Consider the following 22498-nt stretch of genomic DNA (forward strand, 5'->3'; position numbering starts at 1 on the left):
TGGAAGACGCCGTGGAGTGTTTGGTTTCCGACATGACTGACGCCGCAATTACCGCCATCACCAGGAGGGGTCTGTTGACCGCAGCCGGTGCGGGGACGATCGTCGCGTTGGCGCCGATCAGCTTCGCGGCTGCGGCGACCGGCTCGAAGAGCCAGGTGGTCGAGGGCCACATCGCTCCAGGGCCGACGGACTTCGTGTACCTGCCGGTCAACGTGCCGCGAGGTGTGCAGCAGATCTCGGTGAGCTACAGCTACTCCAAGCCGCCGGTGCCGTCGGGTACGCCGGGGAACTCCTGCGACATCGGGATCTTCGACGCCCGCGGCTTCGACTTCAACGGGCACGGGTTCCGCGGCTGGTCCGGTGGCTTCCGGACCGAGTTCAGCATCAGCCGGACCGAGGCGACCCCGGGCTACCTGGCCGGTGACGTGATGCCGGGCACCTGGCACATCGTGCTCGGCCCGTACCAGGTCGCGCCGCAGGGCCTGGACTACCACGTCGAGGTCACGCTGACGTACGGCGATCCCGGTACGGCGTACGTCCCGGCGTACCCGCCGAACCGTGCGAAGGGCCGGGGCCGCGACTGGTACCGCGGCGACTGCCACCTGCACACCGTGTACTCCGACGGCCGCAACCAGCCCGCGGACGTGGCCGCCGGTGCGCGCGCGGCCGGGCTGGACTTCATCGTGTCGACGGACCACAACACGAGCGCCTCGCACGGCGCGTGGGGTCCGCTCGCGGGGGACGACCTGCTGATCGTCACCGGCGAGGAGGTCACGACGCGCAACGGGCACTGGCTGGCGCTCGGGACCAAGCCGGGGCAATGGGTGGACTGGCGGTTCCGGGCCCGCGACGGCGTGTTCGACCGGATCCAGCAGCAGGTCCACAATGCCGGCGGGCTGTGCGTGTCGGCGCACCTGTACTGCCCGTGGATCGCGAGCGAGTGGAAGTTCGGCTTCGAAGGCCTCGACGCCACCGAGGTGTGGACCGGCCCGTGGGGCTGGGACGACGACGCGGCGGTCTCGACGTGGGCGAACCTGCTGGCCGCCGCGGTCCGCGAGAAGAAGCCGTGGCTGCCCGCGATGGGCAACAGTGACGCCCACAACCCGGGCAACGTCATCGGCCTGCCGCACAACGTGGTGCTCGCCGACGACCTGTCGAAGGACGCGGTACTCGCCGGGCTGAAGGCGGGACGGTCGTGGATCGCCGAGTCCTCGAAGGTGTCGCTCGAGTTCACCGCGACCTCGGCGTACGGCCGGAAGGCGGGGATCGGCGAGCGGCTGGCGGCGCAGCCGAGTGAGCAGATCACCGTGACGGCCAAGGTCGGCGGCGTACCGAACGGCACAGTGCGGATCCTGACCGACGAGGGGCAGATGCTGCAGAGCAGCCTCGACGGTACGGGCGCCGGTACGGTCACCTGGCTGACCACGCCGCTCAGCGCCGCGTTCGTCCGCGCCGAGGTCCGGCACCCGCTCGCCGACGGCACGCCCGGTCACACCTCGATGGACCCGGCGCTGACGTTCGGCCCGATGGCCGCGCTCACCAACCCGATCTTCCTCGGGCGCGGCTGAGCTCAGGCGGTCCCGGCGTACAGGACGGGGTTCAGCGGAGTCCGCGGAACCTGCCCGATCTGTGCGCCGGGCATCCAACTGGCGATGTCGTTGCGCTGGAACTCGTTGGTGGGCTCGGTGATCCGGACGTCGGCGTCGATGTAGATCACGGTCATCACCCGGCGCGGCACGGTGCCGCGGTTCGGGCCGGCGTGGTGGAAGGTCCAGCCGCGGTGGAAGCTGGCGTCACCGAGGGCGAACGGCTCGACGACGTCCTCGAAATCCTGCTCGGCGACAGCCTCCTTGAGCCGTTCCTCGGACTCGTCGGAGATCGCGAGGTCGCGGCCGAAGGCGAAGTTGTGGCTGCCGCGCGCGAACGCGAGGGGCCCCATCTCGAGCGGGGTCTCCTGGAGCGGCAGCCAGATCGTCACGCACCGGTCGGACGAGAGCGGCCAGTAGTACTGGTCGGCGTGCCAGGGCGTGAGACCGCCGCTCGGCTCCTTGTAGAGCGCCTGGTCGTGGTACAGCCGGACCGAGTGCACGCCGAGGAGCTGCGCGGCGATGCCGGCGAGGCGCCGCGAGTACACGAGCTCTTTGACCTTCTCGTTCTCCCGCCACAGGTTCATCACCTGCAGGAAGGCCTTGCCGTAGGTGTCGCGTTCGGCCAGCGGCAGGTGTTGGGTGTTCAGCCGGATCACTTCGCTGGTGATCGTCGGCTCGTACTCGGCGATCGTCTCGGCGCTCAGCACGCCGGAGAGGTGGACGAACCCGTCGCGGGTGAAGTCGGCGGTGGCGGTCGGGGGCAGCTTCTCGTACGGCGTATCCAGCTCGGTCGTCATACCTCAACGATTCCAAGTCCTGGCCGTCGGCGCTACGTCGCTGATGACCAGTTCCGGTACTCGGTTGTCCTTCTAGAATGCGTGCATGAAGCCGCGCTACGAACGGCCGGGGGTGACCGACGGGTCGACGTTCGTCAGCTTCGTGCGCTGCGAGGACTCGTACGACTTCGCCTGGCACTTCCATCGCGAGTACGAGCTGACGCTGATCACGGCCGGGTCCGGGACGAGATATGTGGGTACCACCGTCGAGCGCTACGAGCCGGGGGATTTGGTGCTGCTCGGGCCTGACCTGCCGCACACGTACGCGTCGTCGCAGCCGTCCGAGGCGGCGGTCACGCAGTTCCGGCACGACTTCCTCGGGCCGGACTTCTTCGACCTTCCGCAGTTCGGCGCGATCCGGCAGCTGCTGAGCGGCTCGTCGCGCGGGCTGTACTTCGGGACCGTCGCGGCGGAGTTGCAGTCCGACGTGGCCCGCCTCCCGCAGCTCGTACCGGCCGACCAGACGGTACGGCTGCTCGACGTACTGTCCCGCCTGGCCAACGGGCCGACCCCGACACCTGTCACCGGAGCCGGGTACGCCGCCGCGCCGAGCACGGTCGTCCGCGACCGGGTCGACGTCGTCTGCCGGTACCTGCAGGAGACGCACACCGAGCCGGTGCACCTGGACGAGGTCGCGGCGCTGGTCCATCTCACGCCGACCTCGTTCAGCCGGTTCTTCCGCCGCGCGCTCGGCTGTACGCTCACCGACTACGTGAACCAGTTGCGGGTCGAGACCGCCAGCCGACTCCTCACCACGACCGCACTGCCGGTCACGGATGTCGCCGCCCGTAGCGGATTCCGGAACCTCGCGAACTTCAATCGCCGCTTCCGCGAACTCAAGTCGATGCGCCCGACGCAGTACCGGGCGGCGCACCCGTCGGCTACGCTCAGCCGCCGATGAGCATTCATTTCGGTGGTGACTACAACCCGGAGCAGTGGGACGAGGCGACCTGGGTCGAGGACGTCGACCTGATGCGCGCGGCCGGCGTCACGATGGTCACGGTCGGCGTCTTCTCCTGGGCGAAGCTCGAACCGGTCGAGGGACAGTACGAGTTCGGCTGGCTCGACCGCGTCCTCGAGCTGCTCCACGCCGGCGGGATCAAGGTCTGCCTCGCGACACCGAGCGCGGCGCCGCCCGCCTGGATGGCGCGGCGGTACCCGGAGACGCTGTCGGTCGACCGCAACGGGCAGCGGCGGACGTTCGGCTCGCGCGCGCACTTCTGCCCGTCCTCGCCCGTCTACCGCGAGCGCAGCGCGGCGATCGCCGACGCACTCGCCGAGCGGTACGCCGATCATCCGGCGTTGGCGCTGTGGCACGTCAACAACGAGTACAACGCGGAGTGCTACTGCGACGTGTCGGCCGCCGGCTTCCGGGACTGGCTGCGGCAGCGGTACGGGTCGATCGACGCGCTGAACGAGACCTGGGGCACCGCGGTCTGGGGGCAGACGTACGCCGACTGGGCGGAGCTGGAGCCCCCGCGTCCGTCGATCACGCTGCTGAACCCGGCGCGGCTGCTCGACTGGCGCCGGTTCGTGTCCGACGCGACGCTCGCGTGCTTCGCGAACGAGCGGGACGCCCTCCGCCGGCGTACGCCATCGGTCCCGGTGACGACGAACTTCATGACCATGCACAAGACCATCGACCACTGGACCTGGGCGGCCGCCGAGGACGTCGTTGCCCTCGACGCCTATCCGGACCCACACAGTCCGACCGGGTCGGTCGACGTCGCGCTCGACTACGACCGGATGCGTTCCCTTCGTGGCGGGCAGCCGTGGCTGCTGATGGAGTCGGCGACGTCGGCCGTCGGCTGGCGTTCGGTGAACTCCGCGCGCGACCCGGGGCATCTGCGGCTCGCGTCGCTGCAGGCCGTCGCGCGCGGTGCCGACGCAGTGATGTTCTTCCAGTGGCGCGCGTCCCGGCGCGGCGCCGAGCGGTTCCATTCGGCGATGCTCCCGCACAGCGGACCGGACAGCCGGATCTTCCGCGAGGTCAGTGCCCTCGGCAATGAACTCGACCGGCTGGCCGAGCTGGCCGGTACGACGGTGAACGCCGAGGCCGCCGTGGTCTGGGACTGGACGTCCTGGGCGACCCTCGACGAATCCCCGCGGCACTCCGAACACGTCACGTACGCGGACCAGGTACTGCGTTACTACCGGCAGCTCTGGCACCGCAACATCGGCGTCGACCTCGTCCGCCCCACGGACGACCTGTCGGCGTACCGGCTCGTGCTGCTACCGGCCGCCTTCGCCCTGGACGTGAACCCTGCACTGGTGCAGTACGTCGCCGACGGCGGCCACCTGCTCGCGTCGTACGGCACCGGCACGATCGACACCGCCGCCGCCGTCCACGTCGGGGGAGCGCCCGGCCCGCTCCGCGAGGTGCTCGGGCTCCGGGTGGAGGAGGTCAACCCGCTCCCGGCCGGCGTCGAAGTACGAGTCGACGACGGGTCCGCCGTGCTGTGGCAGGACGTCATCGTCCCCGAAGGCGCGACCGTCCTGTCCCGCTACACCGACGGCCCGTGGGCGGGTACGCCCGTGGTGACGGCGAACACGTACGGCGCCGGCACCGCGACGTACGTCGGCTCGACTCTGTCGGACCAACTCGCCGGCCGGGTCCTCGACCAGGTCTGCCGCCAGGCCGGCGTCGAAGGCCACCCGGCACCGCCGATGGTCGAGGTCGTCGAACGCCACGGCGACCGGCACCGCTACCAGATCGTCCTCAACCACCAGCCCACACCGGTCGACCACGTACTGCCGACCGGCGTCGACCTACTCACCAGGACCCCGTGCTCCGGCCCCACCCAGCTACAGCCCTACGATGCGAAGGTGATCCGCCTTCAGCCGCCCAACTCCTGAACCAAGCGCGGGTCCCCCAGAACCAGTAGCCGGAGGCAACTAGCCCGTCAACTCGCGGGAAATGGTCGTAAAAGCGCACTTTCCCCACAACTCGCCCGCCAAACCCGCACCTCCTGTCCAGTTTCACATCCCCCCGGCACCCCCGGCACGCCCGCTACGGGACCGGCGTATTGCGGAACAAAGTTGCTGCTATTCGGCCAAAAGTTTCCGATGAGCGGGACGCTAGTCCTCGGATACCACGATGACGCTGTCGCCGGTCCCGAGTGTCAAAGGCGCCGAGCGGACCGGGTTGAGGACGACGCCGTACCCCGGCGCGCGGTCGCTGTTCCGTTTGAGTCGGTAGCCGATCGCGATCTCGCCCTGCCGGCGGGCCGCTTCGATGACCGTTGCGAAGTTCGCCTCGGCGCCGGGGACGAGGTAGTCCTGCGCGGGCTTCAGGTAGATCTCGGAGCCCTCGGGGTCGAAGAGGTCCGCGAACACCGCGTGCAGGTGCCGGTTCTCGGCGAGCTGGGTGAGCAGCAGGCTGACGAGTTTGCTGCTCACGATGAAGTCGTCGGCCTTCGTCACCTGAGCGACCCGGCGGTTGTTGTCGTCGTACATCTCGGTGACGATCGAGTACGGGTCGCCGAGCTGGACCTCGATGTCACGCAGATGCAGCAACGTGAGCAGCGTGCGGTTGTCGGCGTGGTCGGGATTGACACCGTCGTCGGCGAGCACCACGACGTGCTGGTAGCTGCCGAGGTCGAGGGCTTCCAGCGCGGACCTGGTCGTCGGTTCGCATTGGCGGTAGCGGACCTTGAGGTTCGTCCGCTTGGTCTTGGTCACGCCCGGCGGCTCGACCGGCGCGGCGATGTCGAGCGACGAGCGCGGTTCGACGAAGCGGTCGAGCAGGTCGATGATCTTGGTCGCGCGGTTGTTCCAGCCGATCAGCAGCGTGCGGTTCGGCTGCGGCTCGTGTTCGGACGGCGTCGCGATCGCCGCGTCGACCACGGCCGGCGGCTTGTCGTCCAGCTTGATCAGCAGGTCGTCCTCGGCCAGCACGATCAGCTGGTCGCCGTTGCCGATCACCGTGTCCATGCCCGGGTTCACCATCACCCGCCCGTCGTTCGTACAGACCCCGATCGGTACGCCGAGCGCGTACCGGTTGAGGGTCTCGCCGTAGGTCGAACCGACGAGCGTCGGCTCCGCCTTCAGGTAGAACTCGCTGCCCGCGAAGTCCAGGAGGTCGGTGCACACCGCGGACAGCCCGGCCTGCCGGTGCGACTGCACGACCAGCCGGACCATGATGTCGTCGGCATCGACCAGCAGCGCGTCGTCACCGGCCGCGAGCCGCGCGGCGGCGACGTTGTCGGAGTCGAGGACGGCCGCCACGACATGCGGACGGGTCGCCGGCCAGGAGCGGTTGTTGAGCAGCAGCAACGTCTTGATCACGTCGATGTCGGCGTCCGCGCCGGTCGGCGGCAGCACCAGGATCGACCGCGCGGTGTCCGGGCTGACCAGCTCCAGGTCGGACGGCTTCAGCGGACTGCCGGACCGGCAGATCACCCGGATCCGCCCGGCCAGCGGGACGACCGCGCGGATCTGCTCCTCCATCTCGACCTTGTCCCGGTCCGCGAGTACGACGACGCACGGTTTGCGCTGCCCGAGGTTCGCGGTCGCGAGCTCGCCGATCACCGTGAACACCTGGTCGGACCAGCCGAGCACGATCGTGTGCCCGGACTCGATCAGCCGCGACCGGCCCTTGCGCAGTTCGCTGATCCGGTTCTCCAGGCCGGTGGTCAGCACACCGATCAGCGAGCTGACGATGAAGATGCCGCCGATCGTGACGGTCAGCATCAGCCCGAGGAAGACCGGCTTTCCGGTGTCGCCGCCCATCGTGCCCGGGTCCAGCGTCCGCAGCAGGCTCATCCACGCCACGCCGCCCCAGCCGCCGCTCGCCTCGGTGTCCTCGTTGGTGAGCAGTACCACGAGAATCGTCACCACCGCGATCAACGCGACCGAGGCCAGCCCGAGCCAGCCGATCAGTGCGGAGGTCCCGCGGTCCATCGTGCCGTCGAACCAGTACCGCAGCCGATTGCGCCACTTGAGCCGCCTCGCGGGCACTACCGCACCTCCGTCTTCACCGCGCCCGGCCAGGCCCACCGCCCACCGAATCACCGGCAGAACGCTAACAGCGCTGCAGTCAGCCGCGAGGCACCGCGTAGTGCAGGTGGACGGTGCCGGCCGTGTCCGTGTGGGTCGAGAGGAGCTTCAGCTGGGTGGCAGGTTGCCCGATCGGGAGCGGTGGTCCGTCGGTGACGGACGGGGTCCCGAGGCCGCCGACCAGCGCCGGGTAGACGGTCAGGTAGAGCTCGTCGATCAGGTCCGCGCGGAGCAACGCGCCGTTCAGGCCGCCGCCTGCCGTCGACAGGAGGTACGTGATGCCCAGCTCGGTGCCCATCGCCTCGATCGCCGCGGGCAGGTCGACCCGCTCGTCACCGGTAACGAGATAGCAGATCCGTTCCCGGCGCAGGTACGCGAGATAGTCGGCCGGCGTCGAGCGGGAGACCAGGACGAGCACGTCCCAGTTCTCGTGCTTCTCGGTCCAGCGCACCCGCCCGCGACTGTCCACCGTGGTGAACCACATGTGCGGCGGCGACACCTGCGCGGTGATCTCCGGCGGCAGGAAGTGCTCGTACAACTCGGCGACGTCCCCGTCGTACGCCGGAAGCTCGCCCGGTGTCTCGTCCTCCGGGATCAGGCTCCCGCTCCCTTCGAGGATCGCGCTGCACCCGAACCGCGTCCGGACCATCTCCAGGATGTCGACCTTCTCCGCCGCCGGCGGCCGCAGCGCCGACCACAACTCCGAACTCGGCCGCCGCATCAGCAACGCATCCCGCGCCAACGCGACCTTCCCGTCCACACTCGCCCCGACACTGACCACCACACGCGGCCGCTGAGTCATCATCGCCTCCCTGATCGTGGGCGTCCACGTCTATCAAGTGGTACCGACACAAACCGGGCGTACTGGACGGAGGGTCGTCGTCCAAGGCACGCTGAAGGACGTGACTGGCTTGGACGAGGTGCCCGCACATCCCGGTGAACCGCACCGCGGAGGGCTGGCCGGACGACTGAACTGGCTGCGCGCCGGCGTGCTGGGCGCCAACGACGGCATCGTGTCGACGGCCGGCCTGGTCGTCGGCGTGGCGGGCGCGACCACCTCGGCGACCGCGATTCTGACCGCCGGCATCGCCGGTCTGGTCGCCGGGGCGGTGTCGATGGCGCTCGGGGAGTACGTCTCGGTGAGCAGCCAGCGCGACACCGAGCGGGCGCTGCTCGCGAAGGAACGCGCCGAGCTGGCCGCCTCGCCCGAGGACGAACTGGCCGAGCTGACCGCGATCTACGTCGCCAAGGGGCTCCGCCCGGAGACGGCGAAGCTGGTCGCGGCCGAGCTCACCGAGCAGGATCCGCTGGTCGCGCACGCCGAGGCGGAGCTCGGGATCAGCCCCGACGAGCTCAGCAACCCGTGGCACGCGGCGGGTGCGTCCGCGCTCGCGTTCACGGTCGGCGCGCTGCTGCCGCTGATCGCGATCCTGCTCCCGGGACCGGGCATCCGGGTGCCGATCACGTTCGTCGTCGTCCTGCTGGCGCTGGCCGGGACCGGAGCCGTGAGCGCACACCTGGGCGACGCCCGCCGGCTGCCCGCCGTGAGCCGGCTGGTCATCGGCGGCGCGCTCGCGATGGCGGTCACCTTCGGCGTCGGCCAGCTCGTCGGCTCGACCGGCTTCTGAGCGCGGACCTCAGCCGCGGAGTTTCGCGGCGTGGTCAGGGATCTGGGTCTGCATGTCCCGGGGCGGCCGCTCGTACCCCTTGGACGGCGGCCGCGGCGGCAGGTCGAGCGGCAGCCGCTGCACCTCGTGGTACGGGATCGTCGACAGCAGGTGCGCGATCATGTTGATCCGGGCGGAGCGCTTGTCCTCGCTCTCCACGACGTACCACGGCGCCTCGGGGATGTCGGTGTGGACGAACATCTCGTCCTTCGCCCGTGAGTAGTCCTCCCAGCGGGAGATCGACTCCAGGTCCATCGGGGACAGCTTCCACCGGCGCATCGGATCCTCCAGCCGGCTGCGGAAACGCTTCTCCTGCTCGCTGTCACTGACCGAGAACCAGTACTTGCGCAGCAGTACGCCGTCCTCGATCAGCAGCCGCTCGAAGATCGGGCACTGGTGCAGGAACCGGGCGTACTCCTGGTTGGTGCAGAACCCCATCACGCGTTCGACACCGGCCCGGTTGTACCAGCTGCGGTCGAACAGCACGATCTCACCGGCGGCCGGCAGGTGCTCGACGTAGCGCTGGAAGTACCACTGGGTGCGCTCGCGCTCGGTCGGCGCCGGGAGCGCGGCGATCCGGGCGACGCGCGGGTTCAGGTACTCCGTGACGCGCTTGATCGTGCTGCCCTTCCCGGCCGCGTCGCGGCCCTCGAACACCACCACGACCCGGGCCTTCTCGGCCCGCACCCACTCCTGCAACTTGACCAGCTCGGCCTGCAGGCGGAGCAGCTCCCGCTCGTAGTCCTTCTTCGGCACCCTCTTCGTCATGTCTGCACGATGCCGCATCCGCGACCCGGATCCCAGCATTCACCCGAGGAAGTGCCCGGCGGGTGGCCGGTGCCAGGTGCTCCGTTCGGTGGCGGTGAGCGCGGCACCGATGTCGGCGGCCCAGGCGCGGACGCGGTCCCAGTCGCGGAAGTCGCCCGCCAGGGTGCCGCTGGCCAGCCGCCGGGACAGGAGGCCGGTCGCGGTCGCCGGGTCGAGGCGGCCGGGGAACGTGACGGCGGCCGTCGCGCCGATCTCGTGCGCGAAGTGCCGGACCGCGGGCGGCATCGCCTGCGCCTGCTCCTTGTCCGGCCCGACCGGCCCGCTGTGGAACAGCCAGACCTGCCGCTGCCGGAGCGCGTCGACGTTGTGCCGCAGGAACCGGATCGCCTCCCGGCGCCAGCGCCGGAGGTAGATCGCACTGCCGAGGACGACGGCGTCGTACGGCGCGAGGTCGTGCACGCCCGCGACGTCGAGGACGTCGACCTGGTGCCCGTGCGCGCGCAGCTCGTCGCCGATCGCCTCGGCGATGCCCGCCGTGGACCCGGTCTTGCTGGCGTAGGCGACCAGCACCTTCTTGGACATCACGGCTCCTCGAGGAAGTCGCCGACCGGCCGGCGGCCCGTGGTGCGGTGGGAGCGGTCGTGGCCGAAGCGGATGATCATGTGGGCGTGACCGGGGCGGCCGGTACGGCGTTGCACCGCGCGGCGCAGGTCGTCGTACTCCAGCGGCTGGTTGAGGAAGGACGCGCTGACGCCGGCGCGGGTCGCGGTGAGCAGCACGCGTTCGAGGGCGGCGCCCGCGGTGACGTGGTCGGCGGGTTCGTCGGAGTCGGTCGACAGTACGGCGAGGTCCGGGTGCTGCTCGAACCGGCGTTCGGCGCGCTGCCGATCGGCCGGGCGGGTCCCGAGGTCGCGGACCGCGGCGGGATAGCCGGCCGAGCGCGGACCGAGCGCCGTGCTGGGTACGCCGTCGACGAGTCGCTCGCCGCCGACCCACCGGGACCGCTCGGCCCGCCGCTGCCAGTCGTGGATCTCGCGCAGATCGGTGTCGACAATCAGGTCGAGGACAATCCGGATGTCGTCGGCCCCCAGCCAGGTCAGCTCCGCCCCCTCGGCATGTGCCGCCTGCATCAACGCGACCCGGACCGCTTCGGCGATCGGGAACGCGTCGGACGGCTCCCGGTCGGTGTGCCGGTACGGGATGTACCGCGCGAGGTCGGTCAGCTCGTCGTCCCGCGCCGCGGCCGGTTCGAGCACGATCCGGGCCAGCAGGTCGGGCTCCTCCGGGTACGGCGCCAGCCCGAACCACGCGCCGTACCCGAGGGTCTCGGCCGCACACCGCAGGTTGAAGGTGGCGGCACCGGCTGCGATCCGCATCGCCCGCCCCGTCGGGTCCTCGGCGGGCAGCGTCCGCGATCCGTCCAGGTACACGTCGACCACGTGACCCTCGACCTGGAACCGCCACGGCTGTGTGTTGTGCATACTCGGCGCGGCGACGGCTGCCGAGAGCAGTACGTCGACGTCGTGCGCCGCAAGCTGATCGGCCACAGCGAACACCTCCTGATTCTCAGCCGAGAAGGACCTTGCCCCACGGCACAAGGCGGCGGCCCTGGACGGACTCGATCCCGAGACGGACCAGCTGCGGCTCGTCCATCGGCATCCAGGAGTGCAGCGCGAGCGTACGGCGCAGCTCGGCCGCCTCGTCCTCGGTGACCACCGACAGGTGACCGATCGCCGTCACGGTCCACCCGACCTGCCGTTCCGGGTCCGTGTCGTCGGCCTCGAACGCGACCACGTCACCCCGTTCGGCGGCCCGGAACTTGTCGCCCTGCCCGGTGCTGAAGACGATCGTGTCGTCGTCGAGCACGAAATTGACCAGCCGGACCGCGGGAAGTCCGGCGTACGTGTAGACGAGCCGGCCGAGCGGGACCGACTCGAGGAGCCGCAGGCACTCCGCCGGGGCGAGAATCTCGAGCCGGGAGCGGTCGGACAGTCGGCGTGTGCTCATCACGGGGTCCTTCGAACGACGTGGACCGAGGCGCCCACTCCTCAAGCCTCGGCACGGCGCCGGATCGCAGCCAGGGCCGAAAGTCCCGGACGGCGGGAGGCACAGTGCTCTGTGGCCCGGCGCCCTGCGAAACTCGCCGGTGGAAAGATCTTCCCCAATGCGTTCCGATTTGTTAAAACAAATTGACGCGCCTGGCAACCTGGTCGGAGGCAGCATTGCCCGGGGCGTCGCTGTGAGGATAGCGTTCGCCGAATTGCCGCTGCGCGGGTTGAGCGCGGCGCTCGATCAGGAGGCTTTGTGTGAAGCTCACGTCTGCCGTCGGGGCCACCGCGGCGATCGCCGCCGCGGCCCTCGGGCTCGCCGGCTGTGCTCAGAAGAGCACCGGTTCCACCGACGCCGGTGGGGAGTCCGGGACGAAGACCGTCCGGGTCTTCCTCAGCGGCGACACGAACGTCCAGACGCTCTGGGAGAAGGACCTCAAGCCCGCTTTCGAGAAGGCGAACCCGGGCTACACGGTCGACGTCACGCTCGACCTGCACGGCGAGCACGACGCCCAGACGATGGCCAAGCTGGCCAGCTCGGTCGCGCAGAAGAAGGACCCCGGGTTCGACATCGTCGACGGCGGCTTCGTCGCCAAGGCCTCGGCCGCGAACCTGCTGCAGCCGGTGGACGCGAGCAAGATCCCGGCACTGTCGGACATCCCCGCCGACGTGGTGAAGGCCGGCGGTACCGGCGGCATCCCGTACCGCGGTTCGTCGGTCCTGCTGGCGTACGACACCAAGACCGTGCCGACGCCGCCGAAGACGCTCGACGACCTGCTCGCCTGGATCAAGGCGCACCCGGGCAAGTTCACGTACAACTCGCCGAAGTCCGGCGGCTCGGGCGGGGCGTTCGTCGCCACGGTGCTCGACAAGTACGTGCCGGCCGACGCCCGCGAGAAGATGACGGTCGGGTACGAGAAGGACCTGGAGTCCAACTGGGACAAGGGATTCGCCGAGCTCAAGGGCCTGAACCCGTACGTGTACCAGAAGGGCGTCTACCCGAACGGCAACCAGCAGACGCTGGACCTGCTCGCGCACGGCCAGATCTCGATGGCCCCGGTCTGGTCCGACCAGTTCACCACCGGCGTCGCGAACGGCTCGATCCCGGCGACCGTGAAGGCCGCGCAGATCTCGGACCCGTCGTTCACCGGCGGTGCCGCGTACCTGGGCATCCCGGCGAACACCCCGAACGGTGACGCCGCGCTGAAGCTGGTGAACTTCGTCCTCGAGCCGGCCCAGCAGGCGTCGATCGTGAAGGACATCTCGGGCTACCCGGCGATCTCGTCGGACAAGCTGCCGGCCGAGGTGACGGCGAAGTTCGCGAACGCCGACACCCGGAACCTGCGCAAGGGGTACTTCGACCAGATGGGCAAGGACCTCAACAAGCTGTGGGACGAGAAGGTACCCGGCAAGTGAGCGGGCCGGGGCGGCGGAGCAAGGGGGGACAGACCCGCGGCCTGTTCATGGCGTTGCCGCCGATCGTGCTGATCGCGCTGTTCATCGGCTTCCCGATCGTGCTCGCGTTCGGCTTCAGCTTCGGGTTCACCGGCGGCCTGAACAAGACGATCGCGCTGATCGGCCAGAACGTGCACCACGCGAACGGCGCCGCGCCGACGTTCGGTGCGTACGCCGACCTGTTCTCGGACCAGCGGTTCCTCGGCGACCTGGTGGTGACGGTCGTCGTCACGCTGGTCAGTACCACCGTGGTGATCTTGCTCGCGACAACGATCGGGCTGTACCTGAAGTGCCGCGGCGGGGTGCTGGGCAAGGTGCTGTCGGCGCTCGCGGTGATCCCGCTGTTCATCCCGGTGGTGATCGCGTCCTGGGCGATCCTCGGGTTCTACTCCGCGGACGGGTTCCTGCGCAGCGTGGCCGCGCAGTTCGGGGTCGAGTTCCCGATCTGGTCGTTCACGATGGTCACGGTGATCATCGGGTCGGTCTGGACCTCGCTGCCGTTCGCGACGCTGCTGGTCTCGTCCGGACTGCAGTCGGTGCCGCAGGCAATGATCGACGCGGCCCGGGACGCTGGCGCCTCGTTCTTCCGGGTGGTGACGTCGGTGCTGGTGCCGATGGCCGGCGTGCCGATCGTGATCGCGACGACGTTCACGGCGATCGGAACGCTCGGCTCGTTCACGGTTCCGTACTTCACCGGGCCGAACTCGCCGAACATGCTCGGCGTCGACATGTCGAACTACTTCTCGGCGTTCAACCAGCCGCAGCAGTCCGTCGTGATGGCGTTCGTGGTGTTCGCGATCGCGTCCGGAATCGCCGCTGTCTACGTGTGGGCGAACTTCCGCTCGGCCAAGGAAAGCGGGGCGGTCTGATGGCCACGGCAACCGCCGCGCGGCGGGCGGTCAGCGGCGCGGTCGCGACGATCTTCGCGCTCGCGCTGGCGATCTTCATCATCGGCCCGCTCGCCTGGCTCGCGGTGCACGCGTTCGCGAAGAGCTGGACGTACCCGAACCTGCTGCCGGACGGCTGGACCCTGCACTGGTGGAGCGTCGTCTCGCAGGACCACGCGCTCGGCGTCGCCGTCCAGAACTCGTTGTTCTTCGCACCGATCACGGTGCTCGCGTCCGCGGTGGTCTGCCTGCCGGCGGCGTACGCGTTCGCGCGGTTCTCGTTCCCGGGACGCCGGTTCTTCCTGATCGGGCTGTTCGCCGCGAACGCGTTCCCGAAGATGGGCCTGTTCGTGTCGCTGGCGGCGCTGTTCTACGCGCTGAACCTGATGAACTCGATCCTCGGCATCCTGATCGTGCACGTGCTCGGCACGGTGGTGTTCATGACCTGGATCCCGGCCGCCGCGTTCGCCGCCGTACCTCGCAGTCTCGAGGAGGCCGCGCGGGACGCCGGGGCGTCGAAGCTGCGGACGTTCTTCAGCGTCACGTTGCCGATGGCCCTGCCGGGCATCCTGGTGGCGGCGATCATGAGCTTCCTGGCGTCCTTCGACGAGGCGCAGGGCACGTACCTCGTCGGCGCGCCGGACTACATGACGATGCCGACCGAGATGTACAGCCTGGTGCTCAACTATCCGACCCAGGTGGCGGCGGTCTTCTCGATCCTGCTCGCCATCCCTTCCGTCGCGCTGCTGCTGGCCGCGCAGAAGCACATCATCGGCGGCCAGCTCGCCGAGGGCTTCCAGATCAAGTAGAGGCGACCGTGACCACCAACTCCACCGTGACCACCGCCACCGAGGCGCCCTCCGAGCGGGCCGCCGCCGGGCTCGAGATCAGCGGTCTGCACAAGGCGCTCGGCGGCCGGACCATCATCGACAGCCTCGACCTGAGCGTCACGTCGGGCGAACTGGTGTCGCTGCTCGGCCCGTCCGGCTGCGGCAAGACGACGACGCTGCGGATGATCGCCGGCTTCCTGACCCCGGACGAGGGCTCGATCAAGGTCGGCGGCCGCGAGGTGGTCCGGCTCGGACCGGAGCAGCGGCCGAGCGCGATGGTGTTCCAGAACTACGCGCTCTGGCCGCACATGACCGTCGCGAAGAACGTCGGCTTCCCGCTCAAGCTGCGCAAGCTCGGCAAGAAGGAGATCGGCGAGCGGGTGGACGCGGCGCTCGCGCTGGTCAACCTGATGCACCACAAGGACTCGCGCCCGGCGCGGATCTCCGGCGGCGAGCAGCAGCGGACGGCGCTCGCCCGCGCGCTCGTCCAGGAGCCGGAGCTGCTGCTGCTCGACGAGCCGCTCAGCAACCTGGACGCGAAGCTGCGGGTCAAGGTCCGCGAGGACATCCGCGAGATCCAGCAGCGGCTCGGCATCACCACGATCGTGGTCACCCACGACCAGGAGGAGGCGATGTCGATGTCGGACCGGATCGCGGTCATGAACGACGGCCGGATCGAGCAGTTCAGTACATCGGTCGACCTGTACAGCGCGCCCGCGACCGAGTTCGTCGCGACGTTCATCGGCAGCCTGAACCGGTTCGAGGGCCGGATCGAGGACGGGCGGATCACGTCCGGCGGCGGCGCGACCGGCGTGGTCGGTGTCCGGCCCGAGGACGTCACGTTCTCCACGGAGGTTGCGGACGGCAACGACGGGTGGGTGCCGGCGACGGTCGAGCGCGTCGTACCGCGGGGGCACTTCGCGGAGCTGTACGTGAAGCGCGAGGACGCCGAGCTGCGGGCGTACGTGACCGGTGCGTTGCCGCCGGTCGGGGTGGCCGGGTACGCGCGGGTGCAGAAGTGGCTGGAATTCGAGGACGGCAAGCTCGTACGACAGGGGTCGGCACGGTGACATCTCTACCGACAGCTCTACTGACCGCGCACCGGGGAGACGTCGAGCGGTACCGGGAGAACACGCTCGCCGCGGTCCGTTCCGCGGTCGAGAACGGCGCCGACCTGGTCGAGATCGACGTCCGCGTCACCCGCGACGGCCGGGTCGTTCTGCTGCACGACGCGACGCTCGAACGGCTCTGGGGAGTCGACCGTTCGGTCGCGGACGTCGACTGGGCGGAGGTAGCGGCGCTCGGTGCCGGCGACGACCGGATTCCGCTGCTCGCCGACGCGCTGGACGTGGTCGCGGGTACGCCGGTGACGCTGCTGATCGACGTGTCCGACCCGGCCTGCGCGGCACCCGCTGCCGCTGTCGTCCGGGAGACGCCGAGCGCGAACGTCGCCTGGTGCGGGGACCTCGACGCGATGCGCACGATCCGCGCGCTCGACGCGGACGCGCGGATCTGGTTGCCGTGGGACCGGCGCGATCTCCCGTCGGCCGAGCTGGTAGCGGAGTTGCGGCCCGACGTCGTGAACTCGGCGTACATCTTCCTCAGCCCGGCGCTGGTCGAGGCGGCGCACGCGGTCGGCGCGCGGATGGCCTGCTGGACCGTCGACGACGAGGACGCGATGCGCTGGGTACTTGCCCAGGGCGCCGATGCCGTGACGACGAACCGGTTGCGGGTCCTGCAGCAGGTCGTTGCCGAAGGCCCGGAATTCTGGAAGGCCGCGCCGGGACCTGTGCTGCTGACGAGCGAGGAGCTCGACGAGGCCGCGGCCGTCGCGCAGGAGCTGGCCCGCTGGGCGGTCGACTACACGAGCAGCGCCGAGCTGGGCGTGATCCGTACCAAGGCCCACGCTGCCGACCACGTCACTGCGGTGGACGTCGCGGTCGAGCAGCACGTCCGCGAGGTCATCGCCGAGCGCCTGCCCGGCCACCTGGTCGTCGGCGAGGAACTCGGCGGCGTGGCCCAGGCCGGTACGCCGTGCTGGTACGTCGACCCGGTCGACGGTACGGCGAACCTCGCGAACGGGATGCCGTGGACGTCGTTCTCGCTCGCGCTGGCGATCGACCGGGAGCCGCTCGTGGCCGTGGTCGGCGACACGTGGCACGGGCAGGTGTTCTCGGCGGTCGCTGGCCGGGGTGCGGCGCGCGACGGCGTACCGCTCGCGCTGCCGGCGGCCGACAGCGCGAGCCTCACCGGGATGATGGTCAGCACCGAGTTGCTCGGGCATCAGGCGTGGCCGGGGATGTACGCGTTCTTCGACGCGTTGCGGGACCGCTTCTGTACGGCGCGGATCATGGGTTCGGGGACGCTGTCGCTGACCGGACCAGCCGCGGGGCGCGGGGCCGGGGCGGTCATCGACCGGTTCAGCCCGATCGATCATCTGGCGGCGGCGCTGATCGTGCACGAGGCCGGCGGCGTACTCCTCGACGATGCCGGGAACGAGACCGTCTGGCCGGTGTCGGGTGGGATCCTCGCGGCGCGTCCGGAGTACGCGGCCGAGTTGTACGCCGTCTGGAGCACCGCCCGCGGGTGACCGATCGCCGTGTGCGATGCTGGCACGAGACGATCTGCGGAGGCTGAGATGGGTGGGATGGAGCCGCTGACCTGGGGCTCGTTCCTCAGCAGCTGGCGGGTCGCGCCGGGCTGGCTCGCGGTGGCCGTGGTGCTGGCCGGCGGGTACTGCTTCCTGCGGGTCCGCGGGCGCGGCCGGTCGACGGTGCATCCGTGGCGCGCGGCGTCGTTCGTCCTCGGCTGCGTGATCCTGTGGGTCTGCATCGCGTCCGGGATCGGCGCGTACTCGATGTCGGTGTTCTGGATGCACATGGTGCTGCACCTGACGCTGATCATGATGGTCCCGATCCTGCTCGTCCTCGGGCATCCGATCACGGTCGCTCTGGAGTCGGCTCCACCCGACCGGCAGTCGCGGGCACGGCGGGTGGTGTCGTCGCGCGCGGTCGGCCTGCTCACGCATCCCGCGGCCGGGCTGGCCGTCTACACGCTGGTCATCGTCGCGACGCACCTCACCGGGTTCATGGACCAGATGGCGATGCACCCGTGGCTGATGACGGCCGAGCAGATCCTGTACGTCGTCGCCGGGTACCTGTTCTTCCTGCCGTTGCTGGGGGAGGAGCCGCTGCACTCGGACCCGGGGTACCTGTTGCGGCTGGTGCTGTTCCTGATCGCGATGCTGCCGGACACTGTCGTCGGCATCGTGCTGCTGCAGACCACCCGGAACCCGTTCCCGATGATGATGGGGATGCATCCGTCGTGGGCGCCGCCGGCGTTGACCGACATCCACGCTGCCGGTGGGTTGATGTGGGCGGCGGGGGACGGGCTGATGATGTTCGCCGCCGTCGGGCTGATGATCGGCGTTGTCACGTCACCGGTGAAGCGCGAGCGGATGACGGGCAGCTGGCTGGATTCGGTACGTCGTACCGTCATCACGAGCGAGGTCGGCGCCGACCAGGAACTGGATCCGGACAGCGACGAGGCGCACGCGGCGTACAACCGGATGCTGCAGCGCCTCGCCGGCGACCAGGACAAGCGCTCCTAGGGTTTCGGCATCGCGACCAGCACTCCGATGCGGCCGCCGGTGCCGGTCGCGGTGGAGGCCGGGTTGTGCAGCGACGCCAGGTTGCCGACGGCCGGGTGCGTCAGCCCGAGCGGCCCGGCGGCGAGGGCCTTGAGCAGGTTGAGCGTCACCTTCCGGGCGAAGTCGACCGACGGCTGGTTCACGTTGTAATCCGGGTCCGGGCCTTCGAGCGCACGGACCCACTCGATCGTCCCGCTCCCGAAGACGCCGGCACCGGACGGTGTCGTGTAGTACGTCGAGTCCGCGACCGTGTGCTTGACGCCGCACGTCGTCGGCGAATGGGCGACGACCTGCAGGTTCGCGGGCGTCCCGGCGATCGGGTACGCGCGGTCCGCCTCGTCGCCGATCAGCCCCTGGTACGCCGTTCCGAGCGTGGCGCCGGCGCCCGCGAACAGGAAGAAGTTCGGATCCAGGATCGTGTACGCGCCCTTGGCCGGCGCGCATTCGTAGAGCGTGCCGGTGAGCGAGTTCTCCGGATCCGGGTGCGGGGCCGCGCGCCAGTGCACGGTGGTGTCCGGGGCGTTGTGCTGCGGATCCAGCGAGGCGTCCTTGTACCCGATCATGATCCGGTTCGACCCGTGCGGGTCCGCGCCGTACCGGACGCGCCAGAACACCGAGTTCGCGCCGAGGAACGCCAGGTTGGTCCCGTGGTCGCGGGCGCGGGTGACGGCCGCCCGCGCCGGCAGCGTCCAGTACTCGTCGTGCCCGCTGAACACGATCGCCCGCGCGCCGGTGAGCAGCCCCGGGTCCGCGAGCAGGTCGACGCTGGTCGCATACGCCAGCCGTACGCCGCTCTGCTCCGCGACCTGGACAAGCGGGTCGAACTCGTTGAGGATCCCGCGGGCGCCGTCGAAGTCGTACGGGCGGTCGAACGTGACCATCAGCGAGCGGACGCCCGCGCGGCGGTGCGGACCGTGGTACAGCGAGTAGCCGCCCCAGGCGTTGTATGCCTCCTCGGTGTTGACCGCGTCGACGAGCAGTACCGCGTCGCGCGCCGTGTCCGACCGGACGATGAACGGGATGTACTTCTCCTTGCCGTTCGCGCCGCGCAGCAGCAGGAGATAACTGCCCGCGGGCCATCCCTTGGTCTGGACGGTCAGCGATGGTGTCCAGTTGATCGCGGTGATCATCCGGGCCGCGGTGTGTTCCGGCTGCGGCTGGTTCTTGCCGGGAAGGCTGGGCGAACTCCAGATCAGCTTCGCGCCGGCACCGCCGTACCAGCCGATGCGGTAGGCGCGGATCGTGTACGCGCCGGCGGACGAGGTGACGAACAGCCGGAACGGTTCGCCGCTCCGGACGCTGGTGTGATCGGCGTACCCCGCGAGCTCCATCGGCCCGGCGACCAGCCGGTTCGGGATCTGCCAGGGCTCGCGCCCCCACCCGATGGCGGCCTCGCTCTGCTCCGGCCCGATGTCGACCTGCCCCTGCCCGGCGCCGCTCGTCTGTCCCTGGCAGCCGCTCACGACGAGCAGCGCAGCGACCACGACAGCGAGCAGTCTCGCACCCCTCAACCAGCACCTCCCGAGTCCGGGAAGCATCGTAGACAGCCCTTGATGAGCAAATGCTGAGAGCTTGTATCCTAGTTGTACTTCAGTTGATCGAGAGCGGGAGGCCATGGAGCGGCGGGCGTTGTATCTACGGGTGGCGCCATTGGCGGCGATTGCGATCGCCGGCGCGGTGCTGATCGGGGTGTCGGTGCAGGGCGGTGGTGACGACAAACCCGCGGCGGCCGCGTCCTCGACCCCAACCGATCCGGCGAAGGCCGACGATCCAGGGCTCGCGCATCGGAAGGCCGGGGACCCGCTGGCGCTGGGCGATCCGGAGGCGCCGGTGGCGATCGTGGAGTACGCCGACTTCCGGTGCCCGTTCTGCGCGCAGTTCACCCGGGAGACGCTGCCGACGCTGGTCAAGCAGTACATCGACAAGGGGCTGGTGCGGTACGAGTTCCGCGACCTGCCGCTGTTCGGCGAGGAGTCGTTGCAGGGCGCGATCGCGGGGCGCGCCGCCGGGCGGCAGGGGAAGTTCTGGGAGTACCTCGAGGCCGTGCACAAGGCCGCGCCGGCGAAGGGCCATCCGCCGCTGCCGCGCGCGAAGCTGATCGCGTTCGCGAAGCAGGCCGGCGTCCCGGACCAGGCTCGCTTCGAGCGGGACCTGGCCGACAAGAGCCTGCGTACGGCGGTCGAGTCGGACGCGTCGCTGGCGCAGCAGTTCGGTCTGAACACGGTGCCGTTCTTTGCCATCGACAACGTTGCGGTCTCGGGCGCGCAGCCCGTGTCGGTCTTCCAGCAGGTCATCGAGCAACGGCTGAAGGCGCATAGCTGATGGACCTCCAGGCAGGGGTGCAGATCGGGCTCGCGGCGGCGCTTCTCGCCGGGCTGTTGAGTCTGCTGAGCCCGTGCTCGGTGATGCTGCTGCCGGCGTTCTTCGCGTACACGTTCGACGATCCGCGCAAGCTGATCGGCCGGACGGCGGTGTTCTACGCCGGTCTGCTCACGACGCTCGTGCCGCTCGGTGTTCTGGCGGGCGGGCTCGGGTCCTTCCTGGTCGAGCATCGCGGGACCTTCAGCCGGGTTGTGGCGTGCGCGCTGATCGCCTTGGGTTGCTATCAGGCGCTCGGGCTGCGGCTGCCCGGTCGGACCAGTGCGCCGGCTCGCAGTACGTCGGCCTTCTCGGTGTATCTGCTCGGGACGGTCTACGGCCTGACCGGTGCGTGCTCGGGTCCGCTGCTCGGGTCGGTGCTGACGTACGCCGCGTTCGGTGCGAGTGCGGCGTACGGCGGGGTCATGATGGCGGTGTTCGCGCTCGGGATGGCGGCTCCGCTGGTGGTGCTCGCACTAGTGTGGCCGCGGGCGCGGGTCGTCGTACGGCCGCGGATGGTGGACGTGGGGCCGGTGCGGACGACGTGGACGCAGATCGTGTCGGGCGTGATCACGGCGGCGGTCGGCGTACTGCTGCTGGTCACCGACGGGTTCTCCGGGCTGACGTCCGTGGATTCGCAGTCCGCGTTGGAGCAGCGGGCCGCGAGTTTCGCGGCGCACATACCCGACACCGCGCTGATCGGGGTCGCGTTGCTGGTTGTCGCCGCGGTCGGCGTACTGCGGCTGCGGCGTTCGAAGGTGTCCGAGTGAGCGCGGCGGATCGGGCGCATGCCTTCGTCCGCGGCGGGATCATGGACGGGACGTATCCGCCCGGGTCGATGCTCAGCGAGAACGAGGTGGCCGCGTCCCTGTCGATGAGCCGTACGCCGGTGCGCGCGGCCCTCGCCCGCCTGCAGGACGAGGGATGGGTACGGATCTACGCGCAACGCGGGGCTCTCGTCCGGGAGTTGACGCCGGCCGAGGTCCGCGAGTCCGCCGAGGTGCGGCACGCGCTGGAGTCGGCCGGGGTACGCCGGGCCGGTGCGCGGGAGCGGGGACGCCTGCGCGAGGCGCTGACCGGGAACCTGGACGAGCAGGAGCGGGCGCTCGACGCGGGCGACTTCCCGGCGTTCACGCAGCTCGCGATGCGGTTCCACCGCGCCTTCGTCGAGCTCGGCGGGAACGGCACGATGCTGGCGATGTACGACCGGCTCCAGGACCGCCAGCAACTGTCGATCATCAACAGCGCGGGCCGGATCACCGACGAGCCGGAGCAGGTGATCGAGGAACACCGCGGGCTGCTCGACGATGCGGAGGCGGGGGACTGGGCCGCGTTCGCGACGCATCTGGACGAGCACCAGGCCCGCAGCCACGCACTGGAAGGCAATCCAGGGAAGGTGACATGAGGGGGTCC

At 69.9% G+C, this 22498-nt stretch carries 21 protein-coding genes; 13 read left to right on the plus strand and 8 right to left on the minus strand.

What is annotated here, in order from left to right:
- Positions 1 to 74: 74 nt before the first annotated feature.
- On the plus strand, positions 75 to 1568 hold the full coding sequence (locus ACXJJ3_RS41185; RefSeq protein WP_458167498.1) for a CehA/McbA family metallohydrolase: 1494 nt from the start codon (positions 75 to 77) through the stop codon (positions 1566 to 1568).
- A 2-nt stretch (positions 1569 to 1570) separates the two neighbouring features.
- On the opposite strand, the gene ACXJJ3_RS41190 is transcribed toward ACXJJ3_RS41185, so the two are convergent.
- Entirely contained in the window at positions 1571 to 2386 is an 816-nt protein-coding gene (locus ACXJJ3_RS41190; RefSeq protein WP_458167499.1) for a phytanoyl-CoA dioxygenase family protein, read from the minus strand.
- A gap of 85 nt (positions 2387 to 2471) precedes the next feature.
- Here ACXJJ3_RS41190 and ACXJJ3_RS41195 point away from each other — a divergent pair, with 85 nt between their 5' ends.
- Together ACXJJ3_RS41195 and ACXJJ3_RS41200 are read left to right on the plus strand one after the other, a co-directional pair.
- Positions 2472 to 3326, plus strand: coding sequence for an AraC family transcriptional regulator (locus tag ACXJJ3_RS41195; RefSeq protein ID WP_458167500.1), 855 nt, complete (start codon positions 2472 to 2474; stop codon positions 3324 to 3326).
- Positions 3323 to 5281 (plus strand): beta-galactosidase, encoded by a 1959-nt coding sequence (locus tag ACXJJ3_RS41200; protein WP_458167502.1) that lies wholly within the window; start codon positions 3323 to 3325, stop codon positions 5279 to 5281. The genes ACXJJ3_RS41195 and ACXJJ3_RS41200 overlap by 4 nt, the downstream gene beginning before the upstream one ends.
- Before the next feature lie 222 nt (positions 5282 to 5503).
- Here the strand turns inward: ACXJJ3_RS41200 and ACXJJ3_RS41205 are convergent, their stop codons facing one another.
- Positions 5504 to 7384 carry a CASTOR/POLLUX-related putative ion channel gene (locus tag ACXJJ3_RS41205; protein WP_458167503.1) on the minus strand — a complete coding sequence of 627 codons (1881 nt, stop codon included), beginning with the start codon at positions 7382 to 7384 and terminating at the stop codon, positions 5504 to 5506.
- 79 nt (positions 7385 to 7463) lie between these two features.
- Entirely contained in the window at positions 7464 to 8225 is a 762-nt protein-coding gene (locus ACXJJ3_RS41210) for a dihydrofolate reductase family protein (protein WP_458167505.1), read from the minus strand.
- 100 nt (positions 8226 to 8325) lie between these two features.
- Between ACXJJ3_RS41210 and ACXJJ3_RS41215 the strand changes: the two genes are divergently transcribed.
- Positions 8326 to 9051 (plus strand): VIT1/CCC1 transporter family protein, encoded by a 726-nt coding sequence (locus ACXJJ3_RS41215; RefSeq protein WP_458167506.1) that lies wholly within the window; start codon positions 8326 to 8328, stop codon positions 9049 to 9051.
- Between the two features lie 9 nt (positions 9052 to 9060).
- On the opposite strand, the gene ppk2 is transcribed toward ACXJJ3_RS41215, so the two are convergent.
- The 4 genes from ppk2 to ACXJJ3_RS41235 are packed head-to-tail and all read right to left on the minus strand — an operon-like array spanning position 9061 to position 11865.
- The gene (gene ppk2 / locus ACXJJ3_RS41220; protein ID WP_458167507.1) at positions 9061 to 9858 is read right to left on the minus strand and encodes a polyphosphate kinase 2; all 798 of its coding nucleotides are present in this window, start codon (positions 9856 to 9858) and stop codon (positions 9061 to 9063) included.
- 39 nt (positions 9859 to 9897) lie between these two features.
- Positions 9898 to 10440 (minus strand): flavodoxin domain-containing protein, encoded by a 543-nt coding sequence (locus ACXJJ3_RS41225; protein WP_458167508.1) that lies wholly within the window; start codon positions 10438 to 10440, stop codon positions 9898 to 9900.
- Positions 10440 to 11405, minus strand: coding sequence for an Acg family FMN-binding oxidoreductase (locus ACXJJ3_RS41230; protein ID WP_458167509.1), 966 nt, complete (start codon positions 11403 to 11405; stop codon positions 10440 to 10442). The genes ACXJJ3_RS41225 and ACXJJ3_RS41230 overlap by 1 nt, the downstream gene beginning before the upstream one ends.
- A gap of 19 nt (positions 11406 to 11424) precedes the next feature.
- Entirely contained in the window at positions 11425 to 11865 is a 441-nt protein-coding gene (locus tag ACXJJ3_RS41235) for a pyridoxamine 5'-phosphate oxidase family protein (protein ID WP_458167511.1), read from the minus strand.
- A 299-nt stretch (positions 11866 to 12164) separates the two neighbouring features.
- Here ACXJJ3_RS41235 and ACXJJ3_RS41240 point away from each other — a divergent pair, with 299 nt between their 5' ends.
- From ACXJJ3_RS41240 to ACXJJ3_RS41265, 6 genes are read left to right on the plus strand one after another with little or no spacing between them, the layout of a single operon-like run.
- Complete coding sequence (locus ACXJJ3_RS41240; RefSeq protein ID WP_458167512.1) at positions 12165 to 13322, plus strand: extracellular solute-binding protein; 1158 nt, start codon at positions 12165 to 12167, stop codon at positions 13320 to 13322.
- Positions 13319 to 14230, plus strand: a complete 912-nt coding sequence (locus tag ACXJJ3_RS41245) for an ABC transporter permease (protein WP_458167513.1) — start codon at positions 13319 to 13321, stop codon at positions 14228 to 14230. The genes ACXJJ3_RS41240 and ACXJJ3_RS41245 overlap by 4 nt, the downstream gene beginning before the upstream one ends.
- Positions 14230 to 15057, plus strand: coding sequence for an ABC transporter permease (locus ACXJJ3_RS41250; RefSeq protein ID WP_458167515.1), 828 nt, complete (start codon positions 14230 to 14232; stop codon positions 15055 to 15057). Before ACXJJ3_RS41245 ends, ACXJJ3_RS41250 begins: the two co-directional genes overlap by 1 nt.
- 8 nt (positions 15058 to 15065) lie before the next feature.
- Complete coding sequence (locus ACXJJ3_RS41255; protein ID WP_458167516.1) at positions 15066 to 16148, plus strand: ABC transporter ATP-binding protein; 1083 nt, start codon at positions 15066 to 15068, stop codon at positions 16146 to 16148.
- Complete coding sequence (locus ACXJJ3_RS41260) at positions 16145 to 17668, plus strand: inositol monophosphatase family protein (RefSeq protein ID WP_458167517.1); 1524 nt, start codon at positions 16145 to 16147, stop codon at positions 17666 to 17668. The genes ACXJJ3_RS41255 and ACXJJ3_RS41260 overlap by 4 nt, the downstream gene beginning before the upstream one ends.
- A 48-nt stretch (positions 17669 to 17716) precedes the next feature.
- Complete coding sequence (locus ACXJJ3_RS41265; protein WP_458167519.1) at positions 17717 to 18688, plus strand: cytochrome c oxidase assembly protein; 972 nt, start codon at positions 17717 to 17719, stop codon at positions 18686 to 18688.
- Here ACXJJ3_RS41265 and ACXJJ3_RS41270 read toward each other — a convergent pair.
- Positions 18685 to 20238: a N,N-dimethylformamidase beta subunit family domain-containing protein gene (locus tag ACXJJ3_RS41270; protein WP_458167520.1), complete on the minus strand. Its 1554-nt coding sequence runs from the start codon at positions 20236 to 20238 to the stop codon at positions 18685 to 18687. The genes ACXJJ3_RS41265 and ACXJJ3_RS41270 overlap by 4 nt on opposite strands.
- A gap of 130 nt (positions 20239 to 20368) precedes the next feature.
- Here ACXJJ3_RS41270 and ACXJJ3_RS41275 point away from each other — a divergent pair, with 130 nt between their 5' ends.
- Genes ACXJJ3_RS41275 through ACXJJ3_RS41285 form a run of 3 tightly spaced genes read left to right on the plus strand, consistent with a single transcriptional unit; the run spans position 20369 to position 22490 of the window.
- Positions 20369 to 21049: a DsbA family protein gene (locus tag ACXJJ3_RS41275; RefSeq protein WP_458167521.1), complete on the plus strand. Its 681-nt coding sequence runs from the start codon at positions 20369 to 20371 to the stop codon at positions 21047 to 21049.
- The gene (locus tag ACXJJ3_RS41280; protein ID WP_458167522.1) at positions 21049 to 21855 is read left to right on the plus strand and encodes a cytochrome c biogenesis CcdA family protein; all 807 of its coding nucleotides are present in this window, start codon (positions 21049 to 21051) and stop codon (positions 21853 to 21855) included. The genes ACXJJ3_RS41275 and ACXJJ3_RS41280 overlap by 1 nt, the downstream gene beginning before the upstream one ends.
- Positions 21852 to 22490 (plus strand): GntR family transcriptional regulator, encoded by a 639-nt coding sequence (locus ACXJJ3_RS41285; RefSeq protein ID WP_458167523.1) that lies wholly within the window; start codon positions 21852 to 21854, stop codon positions 22488 to 22490. The genes ACXJJ3_RS41280 and ACXJJ3_RS41285 overlap by 4 nt, the downstream gene beginning before the upstream one ends.
- The last annotated feature ends 8 nt before the right edge of the window (positions 22491 to 22498 follow it).

The sequence above is a fragment of the Kribbella sp. WER1 genome (assembly GCF_054189145.1).

Bases quoted from the DNA above. Each gene is read 5' to 3' on its own strand.
- ACXJJ3_RS41190 (WP_458167499.1), bottom strand. From the start codon at position 2,386: ATGACGACCGAGCTGGATACGCCGTACGAGAAGCTGCCCCCGACCGCC.
- ACXJJ3_RS41195 (WP_458167500.1), top strand. From the start codon at position 2,472: ATGAAGCCGCGCTACGAACGGCCGGGGGTGACCGACGGGTCGACGTTC.
- ACXJJ3_RS41200 (WP_458167502.1), top strand. From the start codon at position 3,323: ATGAGCATTCATTTCGGTGGTGACTACAACCCGGAGCAGTGGGACGAG.
- ACXJJ3_RS41210 (WP_458167505.1), bottom strand. From the start codon at position 8,225: ATGACTCAGCGGCCGCGTGTGGTGGTCAGTGTCGGGGCGAGTGTGGAC.
- ppk2 (WP_458167507.1), bottom strand. From the start codon at position 9,858: ATGACGAAGAGGGTGCCGAAGAAGGACTACGAGCGGGAGCTGCTCCGC.
- ACXJJ3_RS41225 (WP_458167508.1), bottom strand. From the start codon at position 10,440: ATGTCCAAGAAGGTGCTGGTCGCCTACGCCAGCAAGACCGGGTCCACG.
- ACXJJ3_RS41235 (WP_458167511.1), bottom strand. From the start codon at position 11,865: ATGAGCACACGCCGACTGTCCGACCGCTCCCGGCTCGAGATTCTCGCC.
- ACXJJ3_RS41250 (WP_458167515.1), top strand. From the start codon at position 14,230: ATGGCCACGGCAACCGCCGCGCGGCGGGCGGTCAGCGGCGCGGTCGCG.
- ACXJJ3_RS41265 (WP_458167519.1), top strand. From the start codon at position 17,717: ATGGGTGGGATGGAGCCGCTGACCTGGGGCTCGTTCCTCAGCAGCTGG.
- ACXJJ3_RS41280 (WP_458167522.1), top strand. From the start codon at position 21,049: ATGGACCTCCAGGCAGGGGTGCAGATCGGGCTCGCGGCGGCGCTTCTC.